This window comes from Litoreibacter meonggei (assembly GCF_003663885.1).
In the GTDB taxonomy this organism is placed as follows: domain Bacteria; phylum Pseudomonadota; class Alphaproteobacteria; order Rhodobacterales; family Rhodobacteraceae; genus Litoreibacter; species Litoreibacter meonggei.
In genome coordinates this window covers 449,253-473,857 of sequence record NZ_RCCE01000001.1, presented here as the reverse complement: position 1 = coordinate 473,857, position 24,605 = coordinate 449,253, and the positions used below count along the sequence as shown (strand labels likewise).

28 protein-coding genes and 1 pseudogene are annotated in these 24,605 nt (G+C 58.8%); 13 read left to right on the top strand and 16 right to left on the bottom strand.

Annotation, left to right across the window (positions count from 1 at the left end; translation table 11 throughout):
• Nucleotides 1-21: 21 nt before the first annotated feature.
• The 4 genes from BCF46_RS02265 to BCF46_RS02250 all read right to left on the bottom strand — a co-directional run bounded on the left by BCF46_RS02265 (nt 22) and on the right by BCF46_RS02250 (nt 3,486).
• A complete protein-coding gene (locus BCF46_RS02265) occupies nt 22-726 on the bottom strand; it encodes a hypothetical protein (protein ID WP_121021301.1) in 705 nt (234 codons plus the stop codon).
• Nucleotides 723-1,295, bottom strand: a complete 573-nt coding sequence (locus BCF46_RS02260; RefSeq protein WP_121021300.1) for a histidine phosphatase family protein — start codon at nt 1,293-1,295, stop codon at nt 723-725. Before BCF46_RS02260 ends, BCF46_RS02265 begins: the two co-directional genes overlap by 4 nt.
• A 6-nt stretch (nt 1,296-1,301) precedes the next feature.
• Complete coding sequence (serS, locus tag BCF46_RS02255; RefSeq protein ID WP_121021298.1) at nt 1,302-2,591, bottom strand: serine--tRNA ligase; 1,290 nt, start codon at nt 2,589-2,591, stop codon at nt 1,302-1,304.
• 67 nt (nt 2,592-2,658) lie between these two features.
• Nucleotides 2,659-3,486: a trypsin-like serine peptidase gene (locus tag BCF46_RS02250; protein ID WP_147435923.1), complete on the bottom strand. Its 828-nt coding sequence runs from the start codon at nt 3,484-3,486 to the stop codon at nt 2,659-2,661.
• 155 nt (nt 3,487-3,641) lie between these two features.
• Here BCF46_RS02250 and yajC point away from each other — a divergent pair, with 155 nt between their 5' ends.
• The 5 genes from yajC to BCF46_RS02230 are packed head-to-tail and all read left to right on the top strand — an operon-like array spanning nt 3,642 to nt 7,711.
• A complete protein-coding gene (gene yajC / locus BCF46_RS02245) occupies nt 3,642-3,962 on the top strand; it encodes a preprotein translocase subunit YajC (protein ID WP_121021294.1) in 321 nt (106 codons plus the stop codon).
• 3 nt (nt 3,963-3,965) lie between these two features.
• On the top strand, nt 3,966-5,636 hold the full coding sequence (gene secD / locus BCF46_RS19910) for a protein translocase subunit SecD (RefSeq protein WP_245989719.1): 1,671 nt from the start codon (nt 3,966-3,968) through the stop codon (nt 5,634-5,636).
• A 3-nt stretch (nt 5,637-5,639) separates the two neighbouring features.
• On the top strand, nt 5,640-6,608 hold the full coding sequence (secF, locus tag BCF46_RS19905; RefSeq protein ID WP_245989717.1) for a protein translocase subunit SecF: 969 nt from the start codon (nt 5,640-5,642) through the stop codon (nt 6,606-6,608).
• Nucleotides 6,601-7,353, top strand: coding sequence for a sulfite exporter TauE/SafE family protein (locus BCF46_RS02235; protein ID WP_121021292.1), 753 nt, complete (start codon nt 6,601-6,603; stop codon nt 7,351-7,353). The genes secF and BCF46_RS02235 overlap by 8 nt, the downstream gene beginning before the upstream one ends.
• Before the next feature lie 4 nt (nt 7,354-7,357).
• Nucleotides 7,358-7,711, top strand: a complete 354-nt coding sequence (locus tag BCF46_RS02230; protein WP_121021290.1) for an Mth938-like domain-containing protein — start codon at nt 7,358-7,360, stop codon at nt 7,709-7,711.
• Nucleotides 7,712-8,012: 301 nt separating this feature from the next.
• Here the strand turns inward: BCF46_RS02230 and BCF46_RS02220 are convergent.
• A pseudogene (locus tag BCF46_RS02220) lies at nt 8,013-9,031 on the bottom strand (IS110 family RNA-guided transposase).
• A 103-nt stretch (nt 9,032-9,134) separates the two neighbouring features.
• On the opposite strand from BCF46_RS02220, the gene BCF46_RS19675 reads away from it, so the two are divergent.
• Nucleotides 9,135-9,920: a hypothetical protein gene (locus BCF46_RS19675; RefSeq protein ID WP_121021288.1), complete on the top strand. Its 786-nt coding sequence runs from the start codon at nt 9,135-9,137 to the stop codon at nt 9,918-9,920.
• An 8-nt stretch (nt 9,921-9,928) separates the two neighbouring features.
• Here BCF46_RS19675 and BCF46_RS02210 read toward each other — a convergent pair whose 3' ends face one another.
• On the bottom strand, nt 9,929-10,465 hold the full coding sequence (locus tag BCF46_RS02210; RefSeq protein WP_121021285.1) for a flavodoxin domain-containing protein: 537 nt from the start codon (nt 10,463-10,465) through the stop codon (nt 9,929-9,931).
• A 219-nt stretch (nt 10,466-10,684) separates the two neighbouring features.
• Here BCF46_RS02210 and merF point away from each other — a divergent pair, with 219 nt between their 5' ends.
• Both merF and BCF46_RS19900 read left to right on the top strand, forming a co-directional pair.
• The gene (merF, locus tag BCF46_RS02205; RefSeq protein WP_121021283.1) at nt 10,685-10,894 is read left to right on the top strand and encodes a mercury resistance system transport protein MerF; all 210 of its coding nucleotides are present in this window, start codon (nt 10,685-10,687) and stop codon (nt 10,892-10,894) included.
• The gene (locus BCF46_RS19900) at nt 10,849-11,091 is read left to right on the top strand and encodes a GDCCVxC domain-containing (seleno)protein (protein ID WP_425454402.1); all 243 of its coding nucleotides are present in this window, start codon (nt 10,849-10,851) and stop codon (nt 11,089-11,091) included. The genes merF and BCF46_RS19900 overlap by 46 nt, the downstream gene beginning before the upstream one ends.
• 9 nt (nt 11,092-11,100) lie before the next feature.
• Here BCF46_RS19900 and BCF46_RS02195 read toward each other — a convergent pair whose 3' ends face one another.
• The 5 genes from BCF46_RS02195 to BCF46_RS02175 all read right to left on the bottom strand — a co-directional run bounded on the left by BCF46_RS02195 (nt 11,101) and on the right by BCF46_RS02175 (nt 15,517).
• Entirely contained in the window at nt 11,101-11,844 is a 744-nt protein-coding gene (locus BCF46_RS02195; RefSeq protein WP_245989715.1) for a DUF1194 domain-containing protein, read from the bottom strand.
• On the bottom strand, nt 11,811-12,245 hold the full coding sequence (locus BCF46_RS02190; RefSeq protein WP_121021277.1) for a VOC family protein: 435 nt from the start codon (nt 12,243-12,245) through the stop codon (nt 11,811-11,813). The genes BCF46_RS02195 and BCF46_RS02190 overlap by 34 nt, the downstream gene beginning before the upstream one ends.
• Nucleotides 12,246-12,271: 26 nt before the next feature.
• Entirely contained in the window at nt 12,272-13,162 is an 891-nt protein-coding gene (locus BCF46_RS02185) for a DUF817 domain-containing protein (protein ID WP_121021275.1), read from the bottom strand.
• Between the two features lies 1 nt (nt 13,163).
• Nucleotides 13,164-14,465 carry a surface lipoprotein assembly modifier gene (locus BCF46_RS02180; RefSeq protein WP_170157839.1) on the bottom strand — a complete coding sequence of 434 codons (1,302 nt, stop codon included), beginning with the start codon at nt 14,463-14,465 and terminating at the stop codon, nt 13,164-13,166.
• An 83-nt stretch (nt 14,466-14,548) separates the two neighbouring features.
• The gene (locus BCF46_RS02175) at nt 14,549-15,517 is read right to left on the bottom strand and encodes a hypothetical protein (RefSeq protein ID WP_121021271.1); all 969 of its coding nucleotides are present in this window, start codon (nt 15,515-15,517) and stop codon (nt 14,549-14,551) included.
• 250 nt (nt 15,518-15,767) lie between these two features.
• On the opposite strand from BCF46_RS02175, the gene thyX reads away from it, so the two are divergent.
• From thyX to BCF46_RS02155, 4 genes are all read left to right on the top strand, one after another.
• On the top strand, nt 15,768-16,676 hold the full coding sequence (gene thyX, locus BCF46_RS02170; RefSeq protein WP_121021269.1) for an FAD-dependent thymidylate synthase: 909 nt from the start codon (nt 15,768-15,770) through the stop codon (nt 16,674-16,676).
• A complete protein-coding gene (locus BCF46_RS02165) occupies nt 16,673-17,491 on the top strand; it encodes a hypothetical protein (protein ID WP_121021267.1) in 819 nt (272 codons plus the stop codon). The genes thyX and BCF46_RS02165 overlap by 4 nt, the downstream gene beginning before the upstream one ends.
• 145 nt (nt 17,492-17,636) lie before the next feature.
• On the top strand, nt 17,637-17,996 hold the full coding sequence (locus tag BCF46_RS02160; protein WP_121021265.1) for a putative quinol monooxygenase: 360 nt from the start codon (nt 17,637-17,639) through the stop codon (nt 17,994-17,996).
• 261 nt (nt 17,997-18,257) lie between these two features.
• On the top strand, nt 18,258-18,890 hold the full coding sequence (locus tag BCF46_RS02155) for a hypothetical protein (protein WP_121021263.1): 633 nt from the start codon (nt 18,258-18,260) through the stop codon (nt 18,888-18,890).
• Between the two features lie 41 nt (nt 18,891-18,931).
• Here the strand turns inward: BCF46_RS02155 and BCF46_RS02150 are convergent, their stop codons facing one another.
• Complete coding sequence (locus BCF46_RS02150; RefSeq protein WP_121021261.1) at nt 18,932-19,141, bottom strand: cold-shock protein; 210 nt, start codon at nt 19,139-19,141, stop codon at nt 18,932-18,934.
• A 285-nt stretch (nt 19,142-19,426) separates the two neighbouring features.
• Between BCF46_RS02150 and BCF46_RS02145 the strand changes: the two genes are divergently transcribed.
• The gene (locus BCF46_RS02145) at nt 19,427-19,735 is read left to right on the top strand and encodes an arsenate reductase family protein (protein ID WP_121021259.1); all 309 of its coding nucleotides are present in this window, start codon (nt 19,427-19,429) and stop codon (nt 19,733-19,735) included.
• On the opposite strand, the gene thrS is transcribed toward BCF46_RS02145, so the two are convergent.
• The 4 genes from thrS to BCF46_RS02125 form a co-directional block, all read right to left on the bottom strand.
• The gene (gene thrS / locus BCF46_RS02140) at nt 19,728-21,674 is read right to left on the bottom strand and encodes a threonine--tRNA ligase (protein ID WP_121021257.1); all 1,947 of its coding nucleotides are present in this window, start codon (nt 21,672-21,674) and stop codon (nt 19,728-19,730) included. The genes BCF46_RS02145 and thrS overlap by 8 nt on opposite strands.
• Nucleotides 21,675-21,762: 88 nt before the next feature.
• Nucleotides 21,763-22,851, bottom strand: a complete 1,089-nt coding sequence (locus tag BCF46_RS02135; protein WP_121021255.1) for an ABC transporter ATP-binding protein — start codon at nt 22,849-22,851, stop codon at nt 21,763-21,765.
• Nucleotides 22,848-23,648 (bottom strand): ABC transporter permease, encoded by an 801-nt coding sequence (locus BCF46_RS02130; protein ID WP_121021253.1) that lies wholly within the window; start codon nt 23,646-23,648, stop codon nt 22,848-22,850. Before BCF46_RS02130 ends, BCF46_RS02135 begins: the two co-directional genes overlap by 4 nt.
• The gene (locus BCF46_RS02125) at nt 23,645-24,577 is read right to left on the bottom strand and encodes an ABC transporter permease (protein ID WP_121021251.1); all 933 of its coding nucleotides are present in this window, start codon (nt 24,575-24,577) and stop codon (nt 23,645-23,647) included. Before BCF46_RS02125 ends, BCF46_RS02130 begins: the two co-directional genes overlap by 4 nt.
• Nucleotides 24,578-24,605: the final 28 nt, after the last annotated feature.

Below are 24,605 nucleotides of genomic sequence, written 5' to 3'. Positions count from 1 at the left end.
TGGGCGGTCGGTAAAGCGGGGTCAGGCTTGGGTGCGCAACTGACGCAAGGCCAGTCCCGAAATTACAACAACTCCGGCCAAGGCGAGCAGCGTGACGGACAAGGTCTCGGCTCCATTGCGGACCATGACGCCCACCAAGGCCCAAGCCAGCGCCAGCGCGTAGGTCCAGATGCCGAAGGCTTGTTTTTGCACCAGCACGCCGACCAGCATCGCCACGCCAACCATGAGCAAGGCCCACATGACCGCGTTTCCGCCAAAGCCATACCCAGCCCCTAACAGGCCGATGGACACGCAGGACGCAGCCGTCAACCACCCTGCATATAGCCCGACGGGCAGGGCGAACGCCCAAGCAGGCTTGATCGCGCGCCCGGCAACCAGCGCCCAGATCGCGGTCAGCAGCATGGCCCAGATCAAAACGGTCGCCCAGATGACAGAGAGCGTGGCCACCTTGATCCAGAACGCCCCGATGGCGAGCGACAGGATCAACGGCAGGCGAGCGGCGTCCCAAGCCGGATCGTCACGATGCTTCCAAATTCCGATCACGGCGGAGACCAGCAACCACAGATAGATCAACGACCAGATGGAAAAGGCATATCCCGCTGGCTGAACCGGCGCGTTATCCTGCGGGATCGGGAATTGGTCAGGCCGGAAGCCTGCGAAGCCTTCGGTAACCAATGGCGACACAACAAACGCTATCGCCGCGATTAATACTGCCCAAGCCTTCATAAGTCTTCCATCCTTCTCCAGCCCGCGTCTGGCTTATGCCCGACTGTCCAGTCAAACACCTGCCCACCGCCGCCCGGGCCTTGGTCATAGCGGCGGTCGATCTCTACACCGCGCAGGGCGCAGAACAGCAAGGTTCCGACCCCGCCATGCCCCACAAATAGCGCGTCCCCAGAGATGTCCAGCAACGCGGATTGCACGGCGTCAACGATCCTCGCTTGTGCGGCACGGGCAGTTTCCCAACCCCGCACGCTCACATCCGGTTCCGCGAAAAAGCGATCCGCTGTGGCCTCGAACTCGGCAGGGGGCAAGAAACCGGTGGCGGAGCGGTCGTTCTCGCCCATCTCCGCACAATTCACCAATGGGCAGCCGAGTGCATCCGCCAACGGGCGGGCGGTCTCCAATGCCTTCACTTCCAAGGAAGAATACACCACGCCGATATCTGGCAGGCCGCGGGCGATGAGACCTGCGACCCGCGCATGGCCGATATCCGACAGCCCCCACGTCTCAATCGCCAGATCAGGATCAATCCGAACCTGCGGGTGGCTGAGGTAATAGGCGCGACGGGCCATAGGCGCTTAGATCAGCGTGCCAAACGGGTCCAGCGTGGTTTTGCCACCCAGATAGGGGTGCAGCGCCACGGGAAGCTCAACGGAGCCATCCGCCTGCTGTCCGTTCTCCAGCACCGCAATCAGGCACCGCCCGACCGCAAGGCCGGAGCCGTTCAGCGTGTGGACATATTCAGGCTTGCCGCCATCCGCAGGCTTGAACCGAGCATTCATCCGCCGCGCTTGGAACGCGCCACAAACCGAGATCGAGCTGATCTCGCGGTACAATTGCTGACCGGGCAGCCAAACTTCGATGTCATGGGTGCGCTGCGCGCCGAAGCCCATGTCGCCGGTACACAAAACCACCGTGCGGAACGGCAAAAGCAGCGTTTCCAGAATGCTCTCGGCGGCGGCGGTCATGCGGTCCAATTCGGAGCGCGAGTCCTCCGGCTTGGTAATCGACACCATCTCGACTTTCTCGAACTGGTGCTGACGCAGCATGCCCGACGTATCGCGGCCCGCGCTGCCAGCTTCCGAGCGGAAGCATTGCGAATGCGCGCACATACGCATCGGCAGCTTGGCCTCGTCCACGGTCTCGCCGTTGACAATGTTGGTCAACGTCACCTCGGAGGTCGGGATCAGCCATTGGCCGTTCGTCGTTTGGTAGCTGTCCTCGCCGAATTTCGGCAGCTGACCCGTGCCATACATCATCGCCTCGTTCACCAGAACGGGGGTCCATGTCTCGGTCAGGCCGTTCTCGACATGGGTATCCAGCATGAACTGCGCCAGCGCGCGGTGGATGCGGGCGGTCGCCCCTTTCAGCAGCACAAAGCGCGAGCCGGACAGTTTGGCCGCGGTCTCGAAATCCATCCCCGGCACGACGCCCGGCAACTCGAAATGTTCTTTCGGCGTAAACGGAAAGCGGCGCGGGGTGCCCCAGCGGTTGATCTCGACATTGTCGTCCTCGCTGTCACCCTCGGGAATACCCTCCATTGGAATGTTGGGCAGGCCCATCAGCAATTCGTTGAGCTTGTCGTCCTCGGCCTTGGCCTCGTCATTCAGACGCGCCACTTCGGCCTTCTTCTCGCCCACCAGTGCGCGCAGCCGCTCGAACTCCGCTTCGTCGCCTTTGGCCTTCGCGGCACCCACTTCCTTGGAGGCGGCGTTCTGTGCGGCCTTGGCCTCCTCGGCCGCACTAATCTTGGCGCGGCGGGCGGCGTCGATGGCTAGAACGTCCGCAGAGGACACATCCGATTTGCGCTGCTTCATGGCGGCGTCAAAGACCTCCGGGGTCTCGCGGATCATGCGGATGTCGTGCATGGGTTAGTCCTCTTGATATGGTTGCAGTGAGGAGCGTATGCCCGAAGGTCAGGCGAAATTGAAGGGCCTACTGTTGCTGCTCCGCCAATTTCATAGCACTTAGCCTGCCACGGTCCGCTTGGGCGACCAGCGCGCGCACCTCTCCCTTGCCCAGCACTTGCGAGGAGACGATGCCAACGACCTCCCAGCCTTGCAGTCCGGCCATAAAAACCGGGGAGCCGGAGACACCCGAAACCACCGCACAATTCAGCCCTAGCAACTCAGGTCCGATTTTTTGCGCAAGACAATCATCGTAGTCAGACAGTATTTCCGGCCGGTCCCCTCGGTAGGCCAGCAGGCGCACAGGCGTCGGGTTAAGTAATTTTTTGTCACCCAATGGGGCCGCGACAGGGAGAGGCGGGATGTCTAACGCGTTCTTCAGGCGCACCAAAGCGAGATCATTGGGAATATAGTCCATCCGCACGCGATTGGTTTGAGCGAGTTGTGTCAGGTCATAGTCGGGATGCACCTCGATATCTGCGGCGCTCGCGGATCCCAGATGCGTTCCATTGTGCCAACCTGCCATAAACTGCACGCGATAAAACGGACGGATGCGCCCTGTTTTGCGGTTCACCACGCAATGGGCAGCTGTCAACACCAAGTCCGGCGCGATCAGCACCCCCGTGCAGCCGCCGTTGCCCTTTTTGTTTAGTATTCCGATCCGCCCGACGGCTTGCCAATTGGCGCGATTGTGCTCCGATATCGTCGGGGGCTTTTCCTGCGCTTGTACGGGCAGGGCAAACAACAGCGCAAAAAGCAGGCGGATTGTGTGCTTGCCCGCCATGGCGAGCCATGCCGTCCGGCAATAAGCTGTCGCTGCTGCACTACATCGGGTCCATTCATTCCAAGTGTTCAAACTGTTCTCTCTTTAAAGCGGGGAACCAGCCCCTATCTGCAAAAGATAGGCGGCAACGAATAGGCCGTAAAGCCGTTGCACCCCCCGCAACCCCAAAGTAGGGTGCGCCGCAACTGACAAAGGCCACTCTTGGCCCATAGATAAAAGGACTGCAGATGTTCGTCACACCTGCCTACGCACAGGCCGCCGGAGGTGCTGGAAGCGCTTTCACTTCTTTCATTCCGCTCATCCTGATTTTCGGGATCATGTATTTCCTGCTGATCCGTCCACAGCAAAAGAAGCTCAAAGACCATCAGGCCATGGTTGAAGCCGTGCGTCGTGGCGATCAGGTGATCACCCAAGGCGGCATCGTGGGCAAAGTCTCAAAGGTCAAAGAAGACGGCGAAGTTGAAGTCGAAATCGCAGATGGCGTCAAAGTACGCGTGATCAAATCGACCTTGGCTTCCGTGGTCAGCAAAACCGAACCGGCGAAATAAACCATGCTTCAGATGTCTTCCTGGCAGCGGGTGATGATCCTGCTGACGGTGCTTGTGGGGTTGGCGTTGGCGCTGCCCAACGGGTTCTATCCGACCGTTGAAAAGCACAACGACGCCGTAACCGCGCTCGACGCGGGGGCGGCGGCCACCCCAGAACTTACTGCGGACGCCGCTGGCTGGCCGGGGTTCCTGCCGTCAGGGCTGGTCAATCTGGGTCTCGACCTGCGAGGCGGGGCACATTTGCTGGCCGAGGTGAATGTGGAAGACGTCTATGACAGCCGCATGGACGGCTATTGGCCGGAGGTGCGCGATACGTTGCGCGACGCTCGTGACACGGTTGGCACCATCCGCCGCCAACCCGCTGCTCCGGGTGAGCTGAGTGTTAAGATATCGGACCCTGCCGGATTGCAGCAGGCCATAACCCTTGTGCGTGGCCTTGCGACCCCCGTGGTCAGTCTAACTGGTGCAGGGAGCAACGATATCGAAGTGTCGGGACAGGGCGATATTATTACGCTGACCTTGTCGGATGCCGAACGTGTCGCCACCGACGACCGCACCATGCAGCAATCGCTCGAAATCATCCGCCGCCGTGTGGATGAGGCGGGCACCCGTGAGCCCACCATTCAACGCCAAGGCGACCGCCGCATTCTTATTCAGGTGCCGGGCATTGGCTCTGCAACCGAGTTGAAAGAGCTGATCGGCACCACCGCCAAGCTGACATTCCATCCGGTTATCACACGCACCTCTAACCCCAACGAGCGCGTCTCGGGCCGCCAAATTCTGGTGCCGTCCATCGACCCGCAGGAGCAGGGGACCTTCTATATTCTGGAACAAACTCCCGTCGTCACGGGTGAAGACTTGGCCAACGCGCAACCCGCATTCGATCAGAACGGGCAGCCGTCTGTGACTTTTCGCTTCGACACCTCCGGTGGTCGCAAGTTCGGCGTCTTCACCAGCGAGAACGTCGGCGCGCCGTTTGCCATCGTACTTGATAACGAAGTGATCTCCGCACCTGTTATTCGCGAGGCAATCCTTGGCGGCTCCGGCCAGATCAGCGGCAATTTCACGGTGGAAGAATCCACCAACCTCGCCGTGCTGCTGCGCGCTGGCGCGTTGCCTGCCGAAATGACCTTCCTTGAAGAACGCACCGTCGGGCCGGAATTGGGCCAAGACAGCATCGACGCCGGCAAGATCGCCTGTATCGTCGCCTTTATCGGCGTGCTGGTCTTCATGTTCCTCAGCTACGGCACCTTCGGGCTGTTCGCCAACATTGCGCTCATCATCAACGTGGGGCTCATTTTCGGCCTGCTGTCCCTGATCGGGGCCACGCTGACCTTGCCGGGCATTGCGGGCATCGTGTTGACCATCGGTATGGCGGTCGACGCCAACGTGCTGGTGTTCGAGCGTATCCGCGAGGAGCTCAAGACCTCCAAAGGCCCCGCCCGCGCGATCGAGCTGGGCTACGAGAAGGCCCTGTCGGCCATTCTTGACGCCAACATCACCACCTTCATCGTGGCTGTTATCCTGTTCGTGATGGGCTCCGGCCCTGTTCGCGGCTTCTCCGTGACGCTGGGCCTTGGTATCATGACATCGGTGTTCACCGCGATCTATGTGACGCGGCTGTTCATCGTGTTCTGGTTCGAGCGCCGCCGCCCCAAAAAGATCGAGGTCTAAGCCATGCGATTGAAACTCGTCCCCTCCGAGACGTCTTGGGATTTCTTCGGCAAATGGAAACTCTGGCTGGGCATCTCTGCGTTGCTGATCGTGATCGGCTTCGCGTCCTTCCTGATCCAAGGCCTCAACTACGGCATCGACTTCCGGGGCGGCACAACGATCCGCACCGAAAGCGCGCAACCCGTCGACGTCGCGGCCTATCGCGCAGCGCTGGAGCCTGCGGGCTTGGGCGATGTGTCAATCACCGAGGTATTCGATCCGACCTTCGCCGATGACCAGAACGTCGCCATGGTCCGCATCGAAGCTCAAGAGGGCGACGAGTCGGTCACGGCAGAAACCATCGCCGCGGTCGAGGCGGCCCTGCAAACCATTGATCCGCAGATCACCTTCCCGTCGGTCGAATCCGTTGGCCCCAAGGTCTCGGGCGAGTTGATCCAGACTGCCGCCATCGCCGTTATCATGGCCATCACCGCCGTGCTGATCTACATCTGGCTGCGCTTCGAGTGGCAGTTTGCCGTCGGTGCCGTGGTTGCATTGGTGCATGACGTGGTGCTGACGCTTGGCATCTTCTCGGAGCTGCAAATCAAGTTCGACCTCGCCATTATCGCAGCCCTGCTGACCATCGTCGGCTATTCGATCAACGATACGGTGGTGGTCTTCGACCGCGTTCGCGAAAACTTGCGCAAATACAAAACCAAGGACCTGTCCGAGGTGTTGAACCTGTCGATCAACGAAACCCTGTCGCGCACCATGATGACCTCGGTCACTACGCTTTTGGCGCTGATCGCGCTGTTCGTGCTGGGCGGCGACGTGATCCGTGGCTTCGTCTTCGCGATGATCTGGGGCATTATCGTCGGGACATACTCGTCGATCTTCGTGGCCTCCACGATCCTGTTGTTCCTTGGCGTCAAGCGCGACTGGTCGAAGAAAGACCCGAACGCTGGCGGGCAATACGCCAACATTGATGCTTGATTTTCTGGCTCCGGCCCTTGCCCAACCGGGCTTGGGCTGGGTCACCTGCATCACCATCATCGCGGGCATCGTCTACGGCTTCGCAGGCTTCGGCGCGGCGCTGATCTTCATGCCGGTCGCCACGATCTTCTGGGTGCCGGAGCTTGCGGTCGCCTCCTTCTCCGTCTCCGCCCTCGCGTCCTTGGTCACGCTGGTTCCACGCGCGTGGCCGCAGATGGACCGACCGTCCGTGTTGACGATGATCGCGTTCTCCGTGCTCGGTGCGCCCATCGGCATCTACCTGCTGCGCACCAGTGACATCACCCATATCCGCTGGGCGGTGCTGATCGTGGCCGCGATAACACTTGCCGCGTTGATGAGCGGTTGGCGGCAAAAACTGTCGTCACTGCGCAGCACGCAAGCGGGCATCGGGGTCGCCACAGGCTTCATCGGCGGGGCCACGGGGCTCTTGGGGCCGGTGATGCTGCTCTTCCAGCTCAGCGGCTCCGAGCCGGTCGCACGGGTCCGCGCCAACTCACTGGTGTTCCTGACCATCAGCAGCCTGTTGCTGCTCCCCAGCATGGCGCTGCAAGGCATTCTGACCACCGAGGCGATTATCCTCGGGGTGATCCTGCTGATCCCTTACGGTATCGGGGCCAAGTTGGGGCAGGCGATCTTCATTCCGCGTTTTGAGGTGTTTTACCGCAATATCGCTTATGCCATAATCGCGGCGGCCATCCTTATGGGCCTGCCACTCTGGGACTGACACCATGCGCCTGACAGAAATCACCTATGACAACGCCCCCCCGATTGACGGCTACGGTCCGGGGTTCTTTCGTATCGGCGGCGAGGTGGTGCAGGGCGGCCAGTTGCTGCTCCCGACCGAGCGCTTCGCATGGGGCGGCTTCGACGACCGTGAAACGATCCTGAGCCGCGCCAAGCTGCTCGACGTATTGTTCATCGGCACCGGCCCCGAGATCACACACATCCCCAAAGCCCTGCGCGACGCGCTGGACGAGGTAGAAATCGGCGTGGAACTGATGGCAACCCCAACCGCCTGCCGAACCTACAACGTGCTGCTCTCCGAAGGCCGCCGCGTCGGGGCTGCGCTTATTCCGGTTTAGGGATGTCTTAAGAAGACAGGATATTCCACCAAGGGGGTCAAATTCTGGCCCGAATGTCGTGTGTGGATGGCTCCTGCATAGCAAGACTTTTTTGATCCGATTTGTGCATTTGTCAGAAGCAGTCATGTGTCCGGCCTGTTTGCGCGGTTTTGACCGCTGGCCCTGATGGGTTCCGCAAACCAAGTCCCTTACAGCTTAACGGGCAGTTGCGCCCGGGACATTCGACGGGGTGTCTTGGTTTTGGCGGCAGATTTATGCACCATCATCTCGCAGGTCTTGCTAACTCGTTGTTCTTTCTCCCTTAGGCAGTGTGCGGTGTGTAAGGTTCGTTGCGCGTCAAAACTGCCCATACGATCCGAGCGGTCTTGTTGGCCATGGCGACAGTTGCGACGCGTGCCGGTTTGCGTTCCAGCAACGACGTCAGCCACTTACTTGCCCGTTCCGGATGCGACTTGGTCTGTCGGACGAGCGATGTCATGCCAACGACCAACAAGGATCGTAAGTATTGATCACCCATCTTTGTGATGCGCCCGAGCTTCTCTTTACACCGCTGGACTTGTTTGCGGGCGTCAGACCCAGCCAAGCGGCAAACTCACGTCCATTACTGAACTGATGTCCGTCACCAATGCTGGCGATAATCGCGGACGCGGTCACAGCACCAACGCCTGGGATCGTACGCAACAGCCGCACCCGCACATCTTCTTTTGCGACCTGCTTCAGGCGATCTTCATACCAGCGGACGCGTGCATGCAATGCCATAAGATGTTCGCACATGTTGTGGATCACCTCGTTCGCGATATCAGGCAGGTCTAGAACTTCGCCAGCCAATATGTCCTCAGCAAAACCGATGATCCGAGCGAGGCCTCGCGCGATATACACACCAAATTCGGCGACCATTCCGCGTAGACCATTGATCAACTGGGTGCGCTGGCGAACCAAGAGGCTCCGCGCTCGGTGGACTGACAATGAGGATTGCTGTTCGACCGTCTTGATCGCAACAAACCGCATTGTGGGTCGGGTAACTGCCTCACAAATGGCTTCTGCATCAATGGCATCAGACTTGCCGCGCTTTACGTATGGCTTCACATAAATCGGTGGGATCAACCGAACCTCATGACCAAACTTCGTCAACTCGCGTGCCCAATGGTGCGCGCTGCTGCAAGCTTCCATGCCAATCAGACAGGGTTCAATCTTGGAAAAGAAAGGCAACAACTGCGCTCGTCTCAAAGGGCGATTGAACGCAACTTCGTCAGCTTCAGTGATCCCATGAATCTGAAAGACGTTCTTGGCCAGATCAAGGCCGATTGTGGTAACTTGCATTGGGTGGCTCCTCCTATAAGCAGATATGGACATCTACAGTATGGCGCATTGCGACGCCGATTGGAGCAGGAGCCATCCACCCCATCAGTTTAGCTAAGCCAAAATGATGTTGATCCTGCGCTTTCTCTGGGAACTTGCCCTACGCCTTCTAATCGCAGCGCCGTTCGTTTTGGTCGTTGGGGCTCTGTCTTTCTGTTCGTTTCAGCCAACTCAAGAAGAACGGATGCAGGAGATACGAGACGCCTGCACCTATGTGCCAAAGGTCGAGGTTACCTTTCGCGGCCAGACATTGCGCCTTCCGGCTAACTTGCTGTTCAGAATATATTTACCGGCGAAGGATGATCCTCGGAGGGAGTCCCAGCACTATCCACCGGTACTCGCGGGCCTTAAAAATTTGGGTTTCTGCAAGGAAGACGTTACCGATCGCGGGGATGTCTCTTTCGTAAAAATCAAAGATGGCTCCGCCGCTCTGGTTGCAGAAGACTTGGACCTCGCATCATTTGCAACAATCAATCGACTCTCGTTCGGAACAGAACGGATGAACATTTGGCTTGGCCCGCCTACACCCAAAGTTACTGAGGGTGATCCATCGCATTTACGTCAAACGCGCTCGGAACTTTATGGTCCTAATGTTTGGCAGTTTGCACAAACGCGCGGTTATCTAGCCAGCGGGTATCACATGTCGTCCTGGTGCGCTGACTTTACGCTTCGCGACGAGATTTTTTGCAACTTGCGCCTTACGCATCGCGACGGGCGGGTTTTCGAGGTTTGGCACTTCAAAGTCGCAACAATGCCCGAGATTGACGCCTCGCCACCTCCCATTTTTATGGAAATGATGGAGCGACTTCCTGCGGTTGTTTCGCTGTTCACACAGGACGACCCCAAGTGACCAGTGCTCTAGGCGCTCGCAGGGGCGTCGATGAATCCCGCCACGGTGGCCTTTAATGCGTCCCAATCGGTGAACTCGTGGCTCTCCGCACCGGGATCGAACTCGCGGTCGCGCAGCACCACATGGCGCAGCACTTGGCTGGCGTAGTAGTCGTAGCGGTGGTTGCGCACAGCGCCTGCGACCAGCGCGACGGTGTCGGGTTTCACCCCCGTGCGCAGCATCATCTCGTCAACATAATCCTGAGCCTCCGCATGACCTTCGGGGAACGCCGCGTTCATGCTGATCGACAGCAATAACGTGTCCCGCTCCTCCAGTTCGTTGAGCACGGATGTGACCAGCGTTTCGAACGGCTTGGGATGCCGCCGCTCATGCACGGGGGCTGCCAGAATGACTTTGTCCACGCCGTCAAAAGACACATCGACCAGCTTGTTTGTAGCATCGACCACATGTGTCCCGTGGCCGGCTTTCTCGATTTGTTCCTCGATAAACCGGGCGATCTTGCCGGTCTGTCCTTCTACGGTCGCATAGATGATTAAAACAGTCATATGGGCCTCCTCCGCTGGGGTGTCCCCCAAGGCGTTCAGTTTGACGTCACAGCAACAAATAACAGAGGAAAGGCGGTGCCTCTTTGCTCAAGATCAAAGTGGGCGGGGCCGCTCGTGATGGACAACTTGTCGTGTGCGATGCCGTTTTCCATCGCGTTTGAGCGCCAGTTAGCCGATCATCGTGGTCGTTAGTCTTGGTGATGCCAGGAGGCCAAACGCATGAAAAACAAACTGCTCGGGCTTGGTGTCGGTGGGACGATCCTTGCCGCCTTGTGCTGCTTTACACCGCTGCTTCCGCTCGCTTTTGGCGCGTTAGGTCTGACCGGTTTGCTTGGGGTGGTCTACAACGACGCCGTTTTGCTGCCCGTATTGGCAGGGTTTCTATGTCTCACGGGGTATGCCCTATGGCGACAAACGCAACAAAAGTAGTTCTGCAATCCACGCTTACCTGTCCCAGCTGCGGCAATGTCGCAACCGAGACGATGCCAACAAATGCCTGCCAGTGGTTCTATGAATGCAGCGCCTGCCACATAGTTCTCAAACCGCTCGACGGGGATTGCTGTGTTTTCTGCTCCTATGCAACGGTGCCATGCCCGCCGATCCAAGAGGGCAAATCCTGCTGCTGAAGTCACGTATTAAGGGGTCACATCCAGCGCTCCGAATACCAAGCTTTCCAGCTCTCTCAGCAACTTGCGCTCCATCGCGCGTTGGTAGTCCTCGAAACCCAACGCCACCTCGATAAAGGCGTCGGGGCCGTGGATCACGCGCCTGCGGTAATAGGCCGACAGATCCATGATCTCCATCTGGCGCTCGTCACGTCCAACGGTGTCGTCCGAGCCAATCACCAGCCCGTTGATCGTCACCTGATCAAATGCAGAATTTTTGCGGATCACCTCGGGGGTGGGGCCGTTGTTGTTCTTGCCGTCGCCCGACAGATCCAGCGTGCGCGCCCAGCAGTCGGGGCCTTGCCGGAACAGGGCGTCGGCATATTCCATGGCGCGGCCAATGGCTGTGGCACCTTTGCGCGACAGCCGCCGCGTGGCGCGCAACGTGGAGGCGACCTGCGCCAGATCAGCTTGCGAGCGTAGCGCCGTCCACGTGACCAAAACCCGTTGTTTGGTCTGTCCGGCCCACTCGTAAACGGTGATAAATACGGGCGTCTCCGGTGAGGCCAACGCCTTTTGCGCAACATCTGGGGCCAGCAGCGCCGCTGCCAAGCCGTCCAGTTGCAGCCGGTACTCCTGCGCATCAACCGAGCCGGAAATGTCCAAGCCCAAGGCCAAGGCTTGGCGGCACGCGGCCTCGGCCCCGCCAGACAGCAAGGCCAGGGCCAAAAGTGCGGCTTTTACCAATGGCCGGTGTTTTCCATCGACGCCCACGGTTCTTGTGCGGGCAGGGCCTCGCCCATCTGCAACAGCTCGATCGAGATATTGTCGGGCGAGCGCACAAACGCCATATGCCCGTCGCGCGGTGGCCGGTTGATCGTCACGCCCGCGTCCTGAAGTTGCTGACACATCTCGTAGATGTTCTCGACGCGGTAGGCGAGGTGGCCAAAGTGGCGCCCGTCGGACGGCAAGCCGTCATCGCCATCCCAGTTGTAGGTCAACTCCACATCCGCACGCCCGTCGGCTTGATCCGGTGGGCACAGGAATACCAACGTGAACCGCCCGCCCTCGTGCTCCATGCGGCGACGCTCGATCAGGCCAAGCATTTTGTAAAATTGGATGGATTTATCCAGATCCTTGACGCGGACCATGGTGTGCAGAAATTCGACTTTCATTGGGGGCTCCTCGTTTGCGGTCGCCCTTAGTTTAGCGCTTCTTGCGCGGATGGCGAGGACCGAACGCTTGGCTGTACGGGATCACGTGATAACGCCCCGCGCGAAACCAAGGTCACGGTCACAAAGGCTACCCACAGCAGCAAGTACCAAGACCCCATTTTGGAAAAGCTCACCATCTGTAACGCTGATTGGCCCGCGTAAATCCAGGTGCCGGTCATGGTGCCGACGTTTTCGGCTATCCACACCACGAAGGCGCATAGGAATGCGGCCAAAGGCATAGGCATCCAGCGCGGGGTTTGTCCTGCGTAGAACCAAATGCGGGTGCGGGCGAACAGAATCAACGAAGCAGCGAACAGTCCAAGCCGGATGTCGATCGTGTAGTGATGCGCGAAGAAATTCACATAAATCGCCGCGCCGAACACGAAGCTTACCCACAAAGGCGGGTAGGGGGCGAAGCGCATGTCAAAGATGCGGATCACCCGCGCGATGTAGCTGCCGATGGAGGCATACATGAACCCCGAAAACATCGGCACCCCACCCAGCACGAACAGCCCCGGCTCGGGATAGGACCAGCTGCCCATGCGGATCTTGAACAGCTCCATCGCGGTGCCGGTTAGGTGGAACAGCAAGATCACGCGGGCCTCGTCCCATGTCTCCAGTTTGAAATAGAGCATGGCAATCTGGGTGGTCACGGCGAAGATAAACAACCCGTCATAGCGTTGCAGCGCCCAGTCGTCCTGCCAGACCAGCTTGGTGCCGATCAGGGCAATAATGAACAATAAGCCGAACAGTGCCGCCCAGCCCTGCTTGAGGAAAAACATGAGCAATTCGCCCATGGCCCCTTGCATCCGAGTGCGGACGAGGTCGCCGAGAAATCGCTCTAGTCGGCGGGTGGTGGGGATGCGGGGTTGCGTCATGTCAGAACGTGGAACGCAAACCGATTTTCACCCCAAGGTCGTCGAGGCTAAACTGATTTAGTGTAGACGTCGTGCGCTTGGCGCTGATCTCGGCCGTGGGCGCGAACCCCATATAATCGAGGTTGTTAAAGATCATCGTCGCCGAGGCGCTGACCGTGTCGTCCACACGTCGCGCGAAGGGCGCAGCGGCGCGATCAAAGCTCTTTACCTGATAACCCAAAGACAACTCCAGCTTGGTGTCCCCGAAGATGGGTTTGTCATGGGCGTACCCAACGGTCGCACCAATGGCGTCGTGGGCTACAACGATGGAGTCGGACGCGGTGTCACTGACATGGGCCCTTGCCCATAACACCCCGCCTTTGGATAGGTCATGCGCCCAAGTTACCGACAGGCTTAGGACATTTGCGGACCGGATATCGTAATCCTGACGCCACTGACGCTCTGCATCCGCGCTGAACGACAGGCTGGAGCGCGCACCGGCTTTGATCCGACGCCCGATGCCGACACCCAGATAGTTGGAGAGTGCGTTGCCGCCATACCAGTTCGCGCCAACTTTTATGCTGGCCCAAGTCGCAGCCTCGCCGTCTTCATCTGCTCGAAAGGTCCGCAATCCGGCCTCGATCTCTTGGAAGGCGTAATCAGAACCGGAGACCGTCGGGGCCAAGGATTTCGCTCCTGACGAAAGAGAGAAATACTTGGCATCGACACTGGTGAACGCAGTTAAGTTCCAAGCGCCCACTTTGGGAAGCTGATAGGACAGACTTGCGCCGACGTTGTACTCGATACCGGACAACGCCCGCGCGTCTCCACGCAAGGCGATGGTTAGCCCGGCAACCTCCACTGTTTCAGATTTTGAGCCGTTGTTAATGTTGGAGGAGGGGGTAATCGAAAATCGCAAATTTACCTGAAGTGGATTGACCGATTTCACATATTTGAAGTCCCGCTTGGCACGGGCCTTAAAGGTGTCGTTCGGGGCGTTCTGCGCCGCGCGTCTGAGCCAGAATTGCGCACGTTGTTGTTTGCCATCAGTGCTGAAAGCTTGTGCCGCAACAATTGCGGAAGAATATTTCTCCGCTTCGGTATCTGATACCCGCCACGCGGCTTTTGCTGCCTTGATGGCTGCTCCGTTGCGTCCTGCACCACTTTCGGCTTGTGCTAAAGCCAGCAAGGCCGCCTGATCCCGTGGATCGCTCTGCAATATGGTGCGCGATAATTCGGCGGCAGTGTCATATTGGCCAGCAGCCACAAGCTTGAACGCCAGTAGCCGTGCATCGTCGAGGTCGATTTGCGTTTGTGCGCTCACCGGTGAAAGCGCAGCGCAGAAAAACGCAACTGCGCAGCCTAACCCTGCCATTGCAGGCAAGGTCTTACGCCTCGCCGCACCAATCATCGGGTCGCGATAAAGCCGCCGGTTTCGCGTCCTGTGACGACCGGGTTTGCGAGGTTGGTGTCGAAGCTCGGATCGCGGTCCGAGATGCTGCCTTCCAGCAGCACGAACCCAACCACTTCCTCACCATTCGGGCCGGACACAAGGCCCGTCCACGTACCGGTTTGGGCACGAAGACCCGTGGAATTGGCCGTGTTGGTCACACCGTCGATGGTTGTCAATGTCACCGGATCCAAGTCGGCAATAACCAACTCGAACGAGTCCATATTGGAGATGAAGTTGCCGTTCAGATCATATAGCCGGCGACCGGTCACAAGGCCGCGAATAGAGCCTGAGTCGAAGTCCTGAAGGTCGATGTTTACCTGCGCATTGCCGGTGGTTAGCTGGATGGTATTGTTGGGCGATCCGGCAACGGCCTGACGGAGCACGCGGATGCCGTTGTATGAGCCGTTATAAATGTAGGCCTGTGGGCGCGTGGCGGGCAGGCCGCGACTGGTCCGGCTGGCATAAGCACCGCCATAGCCGGAACCGGCATAAACGTTGGTGGCCACAGCACCGACAAGGGCGCCCGTGCCGTTGGGCGAGGTCAGGACCACCGCGAAATAGGGGTCTTCTGCGGCGCTGCTCGGGGTGTTTTGGTAAACTTCGCCGCTCGGCAGGGTGACACCTGCGCGCGGGGTATACGCGCCGCCTTGGGAGCTTACACCGTCAAAGGGCAGGTTGTTGATGGAGATCGTGCCGGTTCCCGGCGTGGTGCCGGGGGTGAATATAAAGCTGTTGGCCACAAGGTTTTTGCCGGAGTCGAACAAGAACGCGGCGTCGGTGGTGCTGGGGTCGGTGCCCGGATCGGTGATCACGCCGTCATCCGCCGCTCCCCCCGTCAGCGGGTTGGATCCAGAGCCGCCACAAGCGATCAGCGCGGAGATGGAAAGGAGACCAAGGGCCTTCACGGCGGATTTAAGGATCATAGCTATATCTCACTGCCCGAATATGCGCCCTCGGCGCGTTTTGACAGAAAATCCGTTGGTGGCGACCAAAAGTCAACGGCGCAGCTTGGGGGTAGGGGGTGAAATTGTGGAGTGTTGCTAAACAATCGCCAGATCGGGGGGTGAATTGGGATTACCCTGTGGATAACGCTAACATCATCTTGATGCGAAGCCCCCTTGTGACGCAATATGTGGCCTCAACCCACGAATCCCCTTACGCCGGAGAGCCGCAATGCCCATTTCCCCAGATCAAGCTCAGGAAATCGCCGACGCGCGGTCCCAGCAGAACACCACCATGCGTGCCACCGTGCCGGGGATGGAGGCGCATCTCTACACGGCCCACGAGGTGCTCGACCACGGCTTCATCCGCGTCATCGACTATATGGGCGACGATTCAGCCATCTGCCAAGCCGCCCGCGTCTCCTACGGCAAGGGCACCAAGTCCGTGCAAAACGATGAAGGCCTGATCCGCTACCTGATGCGCCACTGGCACTCGACGCCCTTCGAGATGTGCGAGATCAAGCTGCACGTCAAACTGCCCGTCTTCGTCGCCCGCCAGTGGATCCGCCACCGGACGGCCAACGTCAACGAATACTCCGCCCGCTATTCGATCCTCGACCGCGAGTTCTACATTCCCGCGCCCGAGCATATCAACGCGCAAAGCGTGGTGAACAACCAAGGCCGCGGCAAAATCCTCGAAGGGGAGGAGGCCGCCCGCGTCCTCGAAATCCTCAAGGCCGACAGCACGCGCGCTTACGACAACTACGAGGCGATGATCTCCGACGACGGCCAAGACGGTCTCGCCCGCGAGCTGGCCCGCATGAACCTGCCTGCTAACATCTACACTCAATGGTACTGGAAGGTGGACCTCCACAATCTGTTTCACTTCTTGCGCCTGCGTGCAGATAGCCATGCACAATATGAAATAAGGGTTTACGCCGACGCGATTTGTAACATCGTCGCCGATTGGGTCCCCGCCGCATACTCCGCCTTCGAGGACTACCGCTTGGGCGGCGCGCAACTCAGCGGCAAAGCCGTCGACTGCGTCCGCCGGATGCTCAAGGGCGAGGAGGTCACACAGGAAACTTCCGGCATGTCCAAGGGGGAGTGGCGGGAGTTTCAGGGGGTTGTTGAAGCTTGAGCGACGAGGATCAAGACCTAGACTTACCAGAAAACCTTCCCACTTCGGGACGAGGAAAGGCTGGTCGGGCTGTGCTCAATTCCTTAGGAGCGGTTCCATTTGCTGGCGGCCTGTTCTCTGCGGCTGCGGGCTATTGGGGAGAACAAGAGGAAGCAAAAGCAAACGAATTTCTCAAAAATTGGATCGATATGCTTCACGATGAAATTCGTGAAAAAGAAAAAACGATCATTGAAATCACAGCGAGACTTGATCTCCATGATCAGAAAATATCAGATCGCATTACGTCAACTTCCTTTCAGAGCTTAGTAAAGAAGAGTTTTCGCGAGTGGCCAGCAGCCGAGAGCGAAGACAAAAGAATACTATTGAGAAACCTGCTTTCTAATGCCGCTGCCTCGTCCGTTTCGAGTGACGATGTAGTCCGTCTATTCATAGACTGGCTGGGCCTATACTCTCCATTTCATTTCGAAGTTATCGCGGCAATCTACAACTCTGACGGCGTTTCCCGAGGAGCCATCTGGGACAAAGTCGGCCGTGATCGCGTACCGGAAGATTCAGCTGATGCAGATCTGTTTAAGCTCTTGATCCGCGATCTTTCGATGGGGTCTATTATTCGCCAGCACAGAGAAACCGACTACAGGGGAAATTTCATCAAGAAGAAACCCCGTCCCAAAGGGAGTGGTGGCAGCACAATGGTTTCTGCATTTGACCGAGAGGAAGGGTATGAACTGACTGCCTTAGGTCAACAATTCGTCCACTACGCGATGTCAGAGCTGCCGCCAAAAATCGGATATACAGCTTCAGAGGAAGATAGCTGATTAATTCGTACGATCAAATATCGTACCGCGCCCGAACCGCCCCTACGGGATGGGCGCTGCGTAGCTTCCCCAATCACATTCCCCTAGGTAAACCTCCCCACACCCTGCTAGCCTCCCTCGCATCATTCCTTGGGAGGACGGATCAATGAGCGACGTAATCGAATGGGTGCTGGAGATGGACGTGCAGGACGGCCAAGTGGGGCAAGTTGGCGCGCTCCTCAAAGAGATGGTCTCGGCCACCAAAGCCGACGAACCCGGCGCGCTGCATTACGAATATTTCACCAATGATGACGGCTCCAAGGTCACGGTGCTGGAACGCTACGCCGACAACGCCGCCGTAATGACCCATCTGGGCAATTTCGGCGATAAGTTCGCAGGCCGCTTCCTCGCCGCCTTTGCCCCCACACGCTTCACCGTCTATGGGCCGGCCGATGCCACTGTGCGCGAGGCGCTCGCCCCGTTTGGAGCGACTTACATGGACATGCTTGCGGGCTTCCACCGCTGAACGCGCCGCTCATAGTGTCCGACAGTTTGCCGACGCAATGCCGACGCTGTGCCGACGGCAGATAATCGGGGCAAAACCGGCCAGAACGCGCGCTGGCGGGGCGGGGATTAACTGTCCCTTAATCTCTACCCGACCCTCCCAAAGATCGCCTATGGGCAATTTTCCGCCAGAGAACTGGCAATTTGCCGCCTGCGTGGTTTTGACAACGGCGCGGCTCTCCCGTCCAATCATGCCACTGATCCCTCAATTTAGGTGGCTATCATGAAGCATTTTTATCCCCAAATTCTTACCCTCTGCGCCCTGACATCCGCACCACTCTGCGCCGCACCGGTCCCCGCCAGCCTGATCGGCCAGACCGTCGCGCTAAGCTATGATTTTTCTGCCGAAATTACGCAGCTGACCGACGATATCCCCTTCGGCGGCGTCAACCCGCCAATCGAGCCACCCAGTGCAGCCAAGACGCCCTATTTCGGGCTGTCCAACGGCGATGTAGTCGGCGGGTTGCTCACGCTCGACTTGACCTTCGGGAGCCGGTATAACACAGCCAATTCAGTCGCTTGCCAGTTTGGTGGCTACGATTGCCTATACACGGATTTCTTCGATTTCGAGCTTCTGGATTTCGCCACCGGCGCTGCAGAGTTTGAATCCACCGACTTCACCAGCGGGACGTTCCTGAGCTTCGGCACAGGCCTTAGCGGCGACATCGCAGCCGAGTGGGTCGGGACCAACGACTTTATCATCCGCAACATTCAGTTCGACATTCTGGACTATTCAGTCGCAGGCCTGCCCGCGCTGGGCGTGGTGCCCGTACCGCCAAGCCTCGTACTTCTGGGGGGCGGAGTGATCTTGTTGGGCGCCGCAGGTGCATCCCGCCGACGCCGCAAGCCAAGGTAAATAAAGACCGCCCCGGCGGCGATCTTTAACGCTTTAGCAACCTAGTCTAGGGCAACCAAATCCCCAGCCGAAGCCCGCCCATCGCGCCCTTCGATCATTTCGTACTGAACCTTCTGATCGTCGCGCAGGCCGGTCAGACCAGCGCGCTCGACCGCGGAAATATGGACGAAGACGTCCTTGCCGCCATCGTCAGGTGCAATAAAGCCGAAGCCTTTGGTGGTGTTGAACCATTTTACGGTGCCAGTGGCCATTCCGTGTCTCCTTCTAGTCTCCGTCCGCGGTATGCGACGGGGTGGTGCAGCAGTGTCTTCAAGTTAGGCGTCTGCATCCGTAGAAGTAGGCCGAAACTAAAGTCTGTCTCACAATCAATAGATTAGGCAAGGTTTTTGAAACTTCAATGACAGAAGTTAATGCCCCCGTTTTCGGCGAAGTTACGTTAGGTAAGTCTTTGATCTTCAAACATTTCAGATCGGCGAATTCTGGACAATTTTTGTGACAAACCCCATAAAACCTAAGGAATCAGAAGGGAAAACCGCATGAAACTCTATGGCATCAAGACCTGCGACACCTGCCGCAAGGCGCTGAAAGCCCTGCCGGATGCGCAGTTCATCGACGTCCGTGCGACCCCTTTGGACCGCGCCGAGTTGCAGCGATTTCTGGACGCGTTCGGGGCCGATCTGGTCAACACCCGCTCCACCACGTGGCGCGGCATGACGGAAGCCGAGCGCGCCGCAGACCCGCTGGACCAACTCGCGGCACACCCAACCCTGATGAAGCGCCCCGTGATTGATAACGGGACGCTTTACTTGGGCTGGGGCAAGGACGTACAGGCCGCGCTTACTTAAGATCAGGCGGGCAGGCCTCGGCCTTCAGGTCGGCAATCAGCCCATCCGTCGCCACGACGGAGGTTTGCTTTTCGCCCAGACGCCGCAGCGTAACCGTGCCGTCCTCGACCTCTTTCTTGCCGACTGCGAGGATGACCGGAACCTTGCCAACCGAATGCTCGCGCACCTTGTAGTTGATCTTCTCGTTGCGAATATCCGCCTCGGCACGGATACCAGCAGCTTTCAGTTTCTCAACGGTTTCAAGAACATAGGCGTCCGCATCTGACACGATGGAGGCCACAACCACCTGACGCGGCGCCAACCAGAAGGGCAATTTCCCAGCGGAGTTCTCGATCAGGATTCCGATAAATCGCTCGAAAGACCCGAGCGTCGCACGGTGCAGCATGTAGGGCCGGTGCTTGGCCCCGTCCTCGCCAACATAGTTGGCATCAAGGCGTTCCGGCAAGTTCGGGTCCACTTGGAATGTGCCACATTGCCATTCTCGGCCAATGGCGTCGGTCAGTTTGAAGTCCAGCTTTGGGCCATAAAACGCGCCTTCGCCGGGGTCCAGCGTGTAGGCGTTACCGGTGGCTTTGATTGCGTTTTCCAAAGCATTTTCAACGTGATCCCAAGACTCTTCCGTGCCAACCCGTTTTTCGGGGCGGGTGGCGAACATGATCTCGAACTTCTCGAACCCAAGGTCTTTATAGACCGAGGCAAGGAATTCGATGAAGCGGGCGCATTCGGCTTCGATCTGCTCTTCCGTGCAGAAAATATGCGCGTCGTCTTGGGTGAAGCCGCGCACCCGCATGATCCCGTGGAGCGCGCCGGAGGGCTCATACCGGCTGCACGAGCCGAATTCGGCCATGCGCAAGGGCAGGTCGCGGTAGGATTTTAGCCCTTGGTTATAGACCTGCACATGGCAGGGGCAGTTCATCGGCTTCAGCGCGTTTACGGATTTTTCGCGGGCGTGATCCTCGTCTACTTCGACGATGAACATATGCTCCTGATACTTATCCCAGTGGCCTGAGGCTTCCCAAAGTTTACGGTCGACAACCTGAGGCGTGTTGATCTCAACATAGCCACCCGCGCGTTGCTTGCGGCGCATGTAGTCCTGCAATGTGGTGTAGATGGTCCAGCCGTTGGGGTGCCAGAACACCTGACCGGGGGCCTCTTCCTGCATGTGATAGAGGTCCATTTCGCGGCCCAGTTTGCGGTGGTCGCGCTTCTCGGCTTCCTCAAGGAAGTGCAGGTGTTCCTTCAGCTTTTCCTTGTTCTGGAACGCCACGCCATAGATGCGCTGCAACTGTGCGCGGTCGCTGTCGCCGCGCCAATATGCACCAGCGATGGACATGAGTTTCCACGCATCCCCAGGCACTTGGCCGGTGTTCTGCAAGTGCGGACCGCGGCACAGATCCTGCCAGTCGCCATGCCAATACATGCGCAGAGGCTCGTCGCCGGGGATGCTTTCGATCAGCTCGACTTTGTAGGGCTCGCCCTTGTCTTCGTAATGCTTGATCGCGCGGGCACGGTCCCAGACTTCGGTGCGCACGGCGTCGCGCTTGTTGATGATCTCGCGCATCTTCTTCTCGATGGCGGCAAGGTCTTCGGGCACGAAAGGCTCCGCGCGGTTGAAGTCGTAATACCAGCCGTCCTTGATCACGGGGCCGATGGTGACTTGCACGTCAGGCCACAGCTCTTGCACCGCGCGGGCCATAATATGCGCCAGATCGTGGCGGATCAGCTCCAGCGCAGGGGCCTCGTCTTTCATGGTGTTGATCGCGATGGAGGCGTCGGCATTGATCGGCCATTGCAGGTCGTAGTGCGCGCCGTCCACAGTCGCAGAAATGGCCTTCTTGGCCAGCGACGATGCGATGGAAGCGGCGACCTCGGCAGGCGTTACGCCCGCGTCATAGTCGCGCGAATTGCCGTCAGGAAATGTCAGGGAGATTGAGGCCATTGTATAGGCTCCTCGTCAGTTTGGCGCCCACGGAACGCCCGGTTGCGGGTTATGTGTAGGGGGTAAATGGCGGCCTAATGCGCGAAGGTCAAGCGGCGAAGATCACCAGCGACCGCTCGTCCCACTGAACCCGTGTTTTTGTGCCACGCTCCAGCACGGGGCGGGAGATCAGGTTCTTCATGGAAATGGTGACGGGCGTTGACGAGCCTTCCAGCGTCACCTCGTAATAGGTCATGTCGCCGTAATAGGCGAGGTCTTGAACGGTGGCGTCCGCCACACGGCCTGTGGATTTTTGCCCCTCGAACAGGATCGACAATGCCTCGGGGCGCAGCCCCACCACATCGGCAGAGGCGCGTGCACCTTCGGGGAATTGGTCGATCCTGATTTCAGCCGCACCAAGCCCTTCGACATCGAAACTGATGGTTTTTTCGGAGGCGGCGGTTTGCTTGGCCTCCAGGAAGTTCATGACCCCGATGAACTCGCCCACGCGGCGGGTCGCGGGGCGGCGGTATAACTCTTGCGGGGAAGCCATTTGTGCGATCTCGCCCTCGAACATCACGGCGATACGGTCCGACATAATCAGCGCTTCTTCTTGGTCGTGGGTGACCAGAATGAAGGTGATGCCCACTTGGCGTTGCAAGCGGCGCAGTTCGCCCTGCATCTGCTCGCGCATCTTTTTGTCGAGCGCAGAGAGCGGCTCGTCCAGCAGCAGCACTTTGGGTTTCAGCACCAACGCACGCGCCAGCGCCACCCGTTGCCGCTGCCCGCCCGACAGCGCATGCGCTGCCCGGTCGCCATAGCCCGCGAGGCCGACCATCTCCAACGCCTCCGCCGCGGCCTTGGCCATGTCGTCCTTGGACAGCCCCTTCTTGCGCAGACCGAAGGCCACGTTCTGGCCAACAGTCAAATGCGGGAAGATGGCGTAGCTTTGGAACACCATATTGGTCGGGCGTTTGTTCGCAGGCACGCGAGCCATGTCGGCACCGTCAAGGAGCAATACCCCCTCGGACACGTCCTCGAATCCGGCAATCACCCGCAGCAGCGTGGTCTTGCCGCAGCCGGAGGGGCCGAGCAGCGAGAAGAACTCGCCTTGCTTTATCTCTAGGTCGATGCCGCGCAAGGCGTGGTAGTCGCCATAGTATTTCTGAATGCCGGAAAGCGAGATGATGGAGCTCACAGGAACCCTCCACTGTCTTTAGCCCCGGTGCGGCGGATGCCCCGGCGGCGGAAATATTCGGCGATGCTGAGCAGCACCAGAGAGGCCACGATCAACAACGTCCCAAGGGCCATGACCGAGGGCAGGCGTTTGGGGAAGCGTAGTTGTGACCAGATGTAGACGGGCAGGGTCGGGTCCGCGCCGGTCAGGAAGAAGGCGATGATGAACTCGTCCATCGAGATGGTAAACGCGATCAGGAAGGACGCCACGATGCCGGGGGTGACCAGCGGAAGGATGATCTTGCTGAACGCGCCCCAACGGGTTTCGCCCAGATCGACGGCGGCTTCTTCCAGCGACTGATCCAGCCCTTGAAAGCTGGAGCTAAGGATCGCGATGGCGAAGGGCGTGCAGATCAGGGTGTGGCCCATGATGACGGTCCACGAGGTCAGCGAGAAGCCAAGCTGCATCAAAACCACCAGCAGGGAGACCGCCACGATGATCTCTGGCAGAACCAAGGGCAGCATGATCGCGCCCATGATCGGGGCCTTGAACGGAAAGCGGTAGCGGGTAGAGGCGCGGGCTGCGCAAATGCCAAGGATTGTGGACAGGGTTGCCGACACGATCCCGATGAACAGCGAGTTCTTTAACGCACCATGCAGCGCGTCAATTCCGGCCAGCTCTTTGAACCACTGGGTGGTGAACCCTTGCAGGGGGAAGGCGATAACCGTGGCGTCGTTGAACGAGAAAATAGGCAGGAGCAGCACCGGCAGGTACAAGAATACCAAGTAGACGATGGCATAGACGCGCAGCCAGTTCATTTCAGGAATCTCCTGTTCGCAAACAGGAAGATCAGCGAAATCAGCGTCACGGCCCCCATGGCCAGCACTGATAGTGCGGCGCCCATGGGCGCGTTATTCAGTTTCAGGAATTGCGTTTGGATCATGTTGGCGATCATCAACCCGTCTGGTCCGCCCACAAGGCGCGGGGTGACGTAGTCGCCGATGGTCGGGATGAATACGATCAAGGTTGCCGCGACAACGCCCGGCATAGCCAGCGGCAGGGTCACACGAAAGAAGGTGCGCGCGGTGCCTTCGCCCAAGTCCTGCGAGGCTTCCAGCAGCGAGCGGTCGATTTTCTCCAGCGCCACATAGATTGGCAGGATGGTAAACGGTGCGAAGGCATGGGCCAGCGTGATTACCACGGCGTTGGTGTTGTAGAGGATGAAGGTTAGCGGCTCGTCAATCAGGCCCAGACCCAGCAAGCCGGAGTTCAGCACGCCATTGAAGCCAAGGATCACCTTCCACAGGAACGCACGCAGCAGGTAGCTGGTCCAGAACGGGATGGTGATGAGGAATATCCAAAGCGCCTTGCGCTCGGGTGGGACGTGGAAGGACACGAAATAGGCGATGGGGAAGGCCAACACGACCGTGACCACAGTCACTACGCCGGAAATCCACAACGAGCGCAGCAGGAACACGCGGTAGATCGGGTCGGTGAACGCCTCGCGATAATTTTTGAGGGTCAAGGTGCGGTCGATGCTCAGAAAGTCTTGCGACCAGAAGCTGAAGGCAACGATGGTCGCCAAAGGCACGGCGAGCAGCAGCAACACGTAAATGGCCGTCGGGCTGATCAGAGTCAGCCCGCGTTTCGCGTCAGTGTCAAAACGTGTAGAGATTTGTTTCGCGCCCCCAAGTCCGGGGTTTAGTTTACGGCAACGACGGCGTGGAGCAAGAGGCTTTGCATACATGCGCCGTCGCGTTTGGGTTGCAACCGCG

Coding starts and splice junctions, on each gene's coding strand:
- BCF46_RS02125 (WP_121021251.1), bottom strand. CDS start 24,577: ATGTATGCAAAGCCTCTTGCTCCACGCCGTCGTTGCCGTAAACTAAAC.
- BCF46_RS02160 (WP_121021265.1), top strand. CDS start 17,637: ATGAGCGACGTAATCGAATGGGTGCTGGAGATGGACGTGCAGGACGGC.
- thrS (WP_121021257.1), bottom strand. CDS start 21,674: ATGGCCTCAATCTCCCTGACATTTCCTGACGGCAATTCGCGCGACTAT.
- BCF46_RS02175 (WP_121021271.1), bottom strand. CDS start 15,517: ATGATCCTTAAATCCGCCGTGAAGGCCCTTGGTCTCCTTTCCATCTCC.
- yajC (WP_121021294.1), top strand. CDS start 3,642: ATGTTCGTCACACCTGCCTACGCACAGGCCGCCGGAGGTGCTGGAAGC.
- BCF46_RS02190 (WP_121021277.1), bottom strand. CDS start 12,245: ATGAAAGTCGAATTTCTGCACACCATGGTCCGCGTCAAGGATCTGGAT.
- BCF46_RS02185 (WP_121021275.1), bottom strand. CDS start 13,162: ATGACGCAACCCCGCATCCCCACCACCCGCCGACTAGAGCGATTTCTC.
- BCF46_RS19900 (WP_425454402.1), top strand. CDS start 10,849: ATGTCTCACGGGGTATGCCCTATGGCGACAAACGCAACAAAAGTAGTT.
- BCF46_RS02210 (WP_121021285.1), bottom strand. CDS start 10,465: ATGACTGTTTTAATCATCTATGCGACCGTAGAAGGACAGACCGGCAAG.
- merF (WP_121021283.1), top strand. CDS start 10,685: ATGAAAAACAAACTGCTCGGGCTTGGTGTCGGTGGGACGATCCTTGCC.
- BCF46_RS02235 (WP_121021292.1), top strand. CDS start 6,601: ATGCTTGATTTTCTGGCTCCGGCCCTTGCCCAACCGGGCTTGGGCTGG.
- BCF46_RS02155 (WP_121021263.1), top strand. CDS start 18,258: ATGAAGCATTTTTATCCCCAAATTCTTACCCTCTGCGCCCTGACATCC.
- BCF46_RS02150 (WP_121021261.1), bottom strand. CDS start 19,141: ATGGCCACTGGCACCGTAAAATGGTTCAACACCACCAAAGGCTTCGGC.
- BCF46_RS02145 (WP_121021259.1), top strand. CDS start 19,427: ATGAAACTCTATGGCATCAAGACCTGCGACACCTGCCGCAAGGCGCTG.
- serS (WP_121021298.1), bottom strand. CDS start 2,591: ATGCACGACATCCGCATGATCCGCGAGACCCCGGAGGTCTTTGACGCC.
- BCF46_RS02230 (WP_121021290.1), top strand. CDS start 7,358: ATGCGCCTGACAGAAATCACCTATGACAACGCCCCCCCGATTGACGGC.
- BCF46_RS19675 (WP_121021288.1), top strand. CDS start 9,135: ATGATGTTGATCCTGCGCTTTCTCTGGGAACTTGCCCTACGCCTTCTA.
- thyX (WP_121021269.1), top strand. CDS start 15,768: ATGCCCATTTCCCCAGATCAAGCTCAGGAAATCGCCGACGCGCGGTCC.
- secD (WP_245989719.1), top strand. CDS start 3,966: ATGCTTCAGATGTCTTCCTGGCAGCGGGTGATGATCCTGCTGACGGTG.
- BCF46_RS02265 (WP_121021301.1), bottom strand. CDS start 726: ATGAAGGCTTGGGCAGTATTAATCGCGGCGATAGCGTTTGTTGTGTCG.
- BCF46_RS02260 (WP_121021300.1), bottom strand. CDS start 1,295: ATGGCCCGTCGCGCCTATTACCTCAGCCACCCGCAGGTTCGGATTGAT.
- secF (WP_245989717.1), top strand. CDS start 5,640: ATGCGATTGAAACTCGTCCCCTCCGAGACGTCTTGGGATTTCTTCGGC.
- BCF46_RS02130 (WP_121021253.1), bottom strand. CDS start 23,648: ATGAACTGGCTGCGCGTCTATGCCATCGTCTACTTGGTATTCTTGTAC.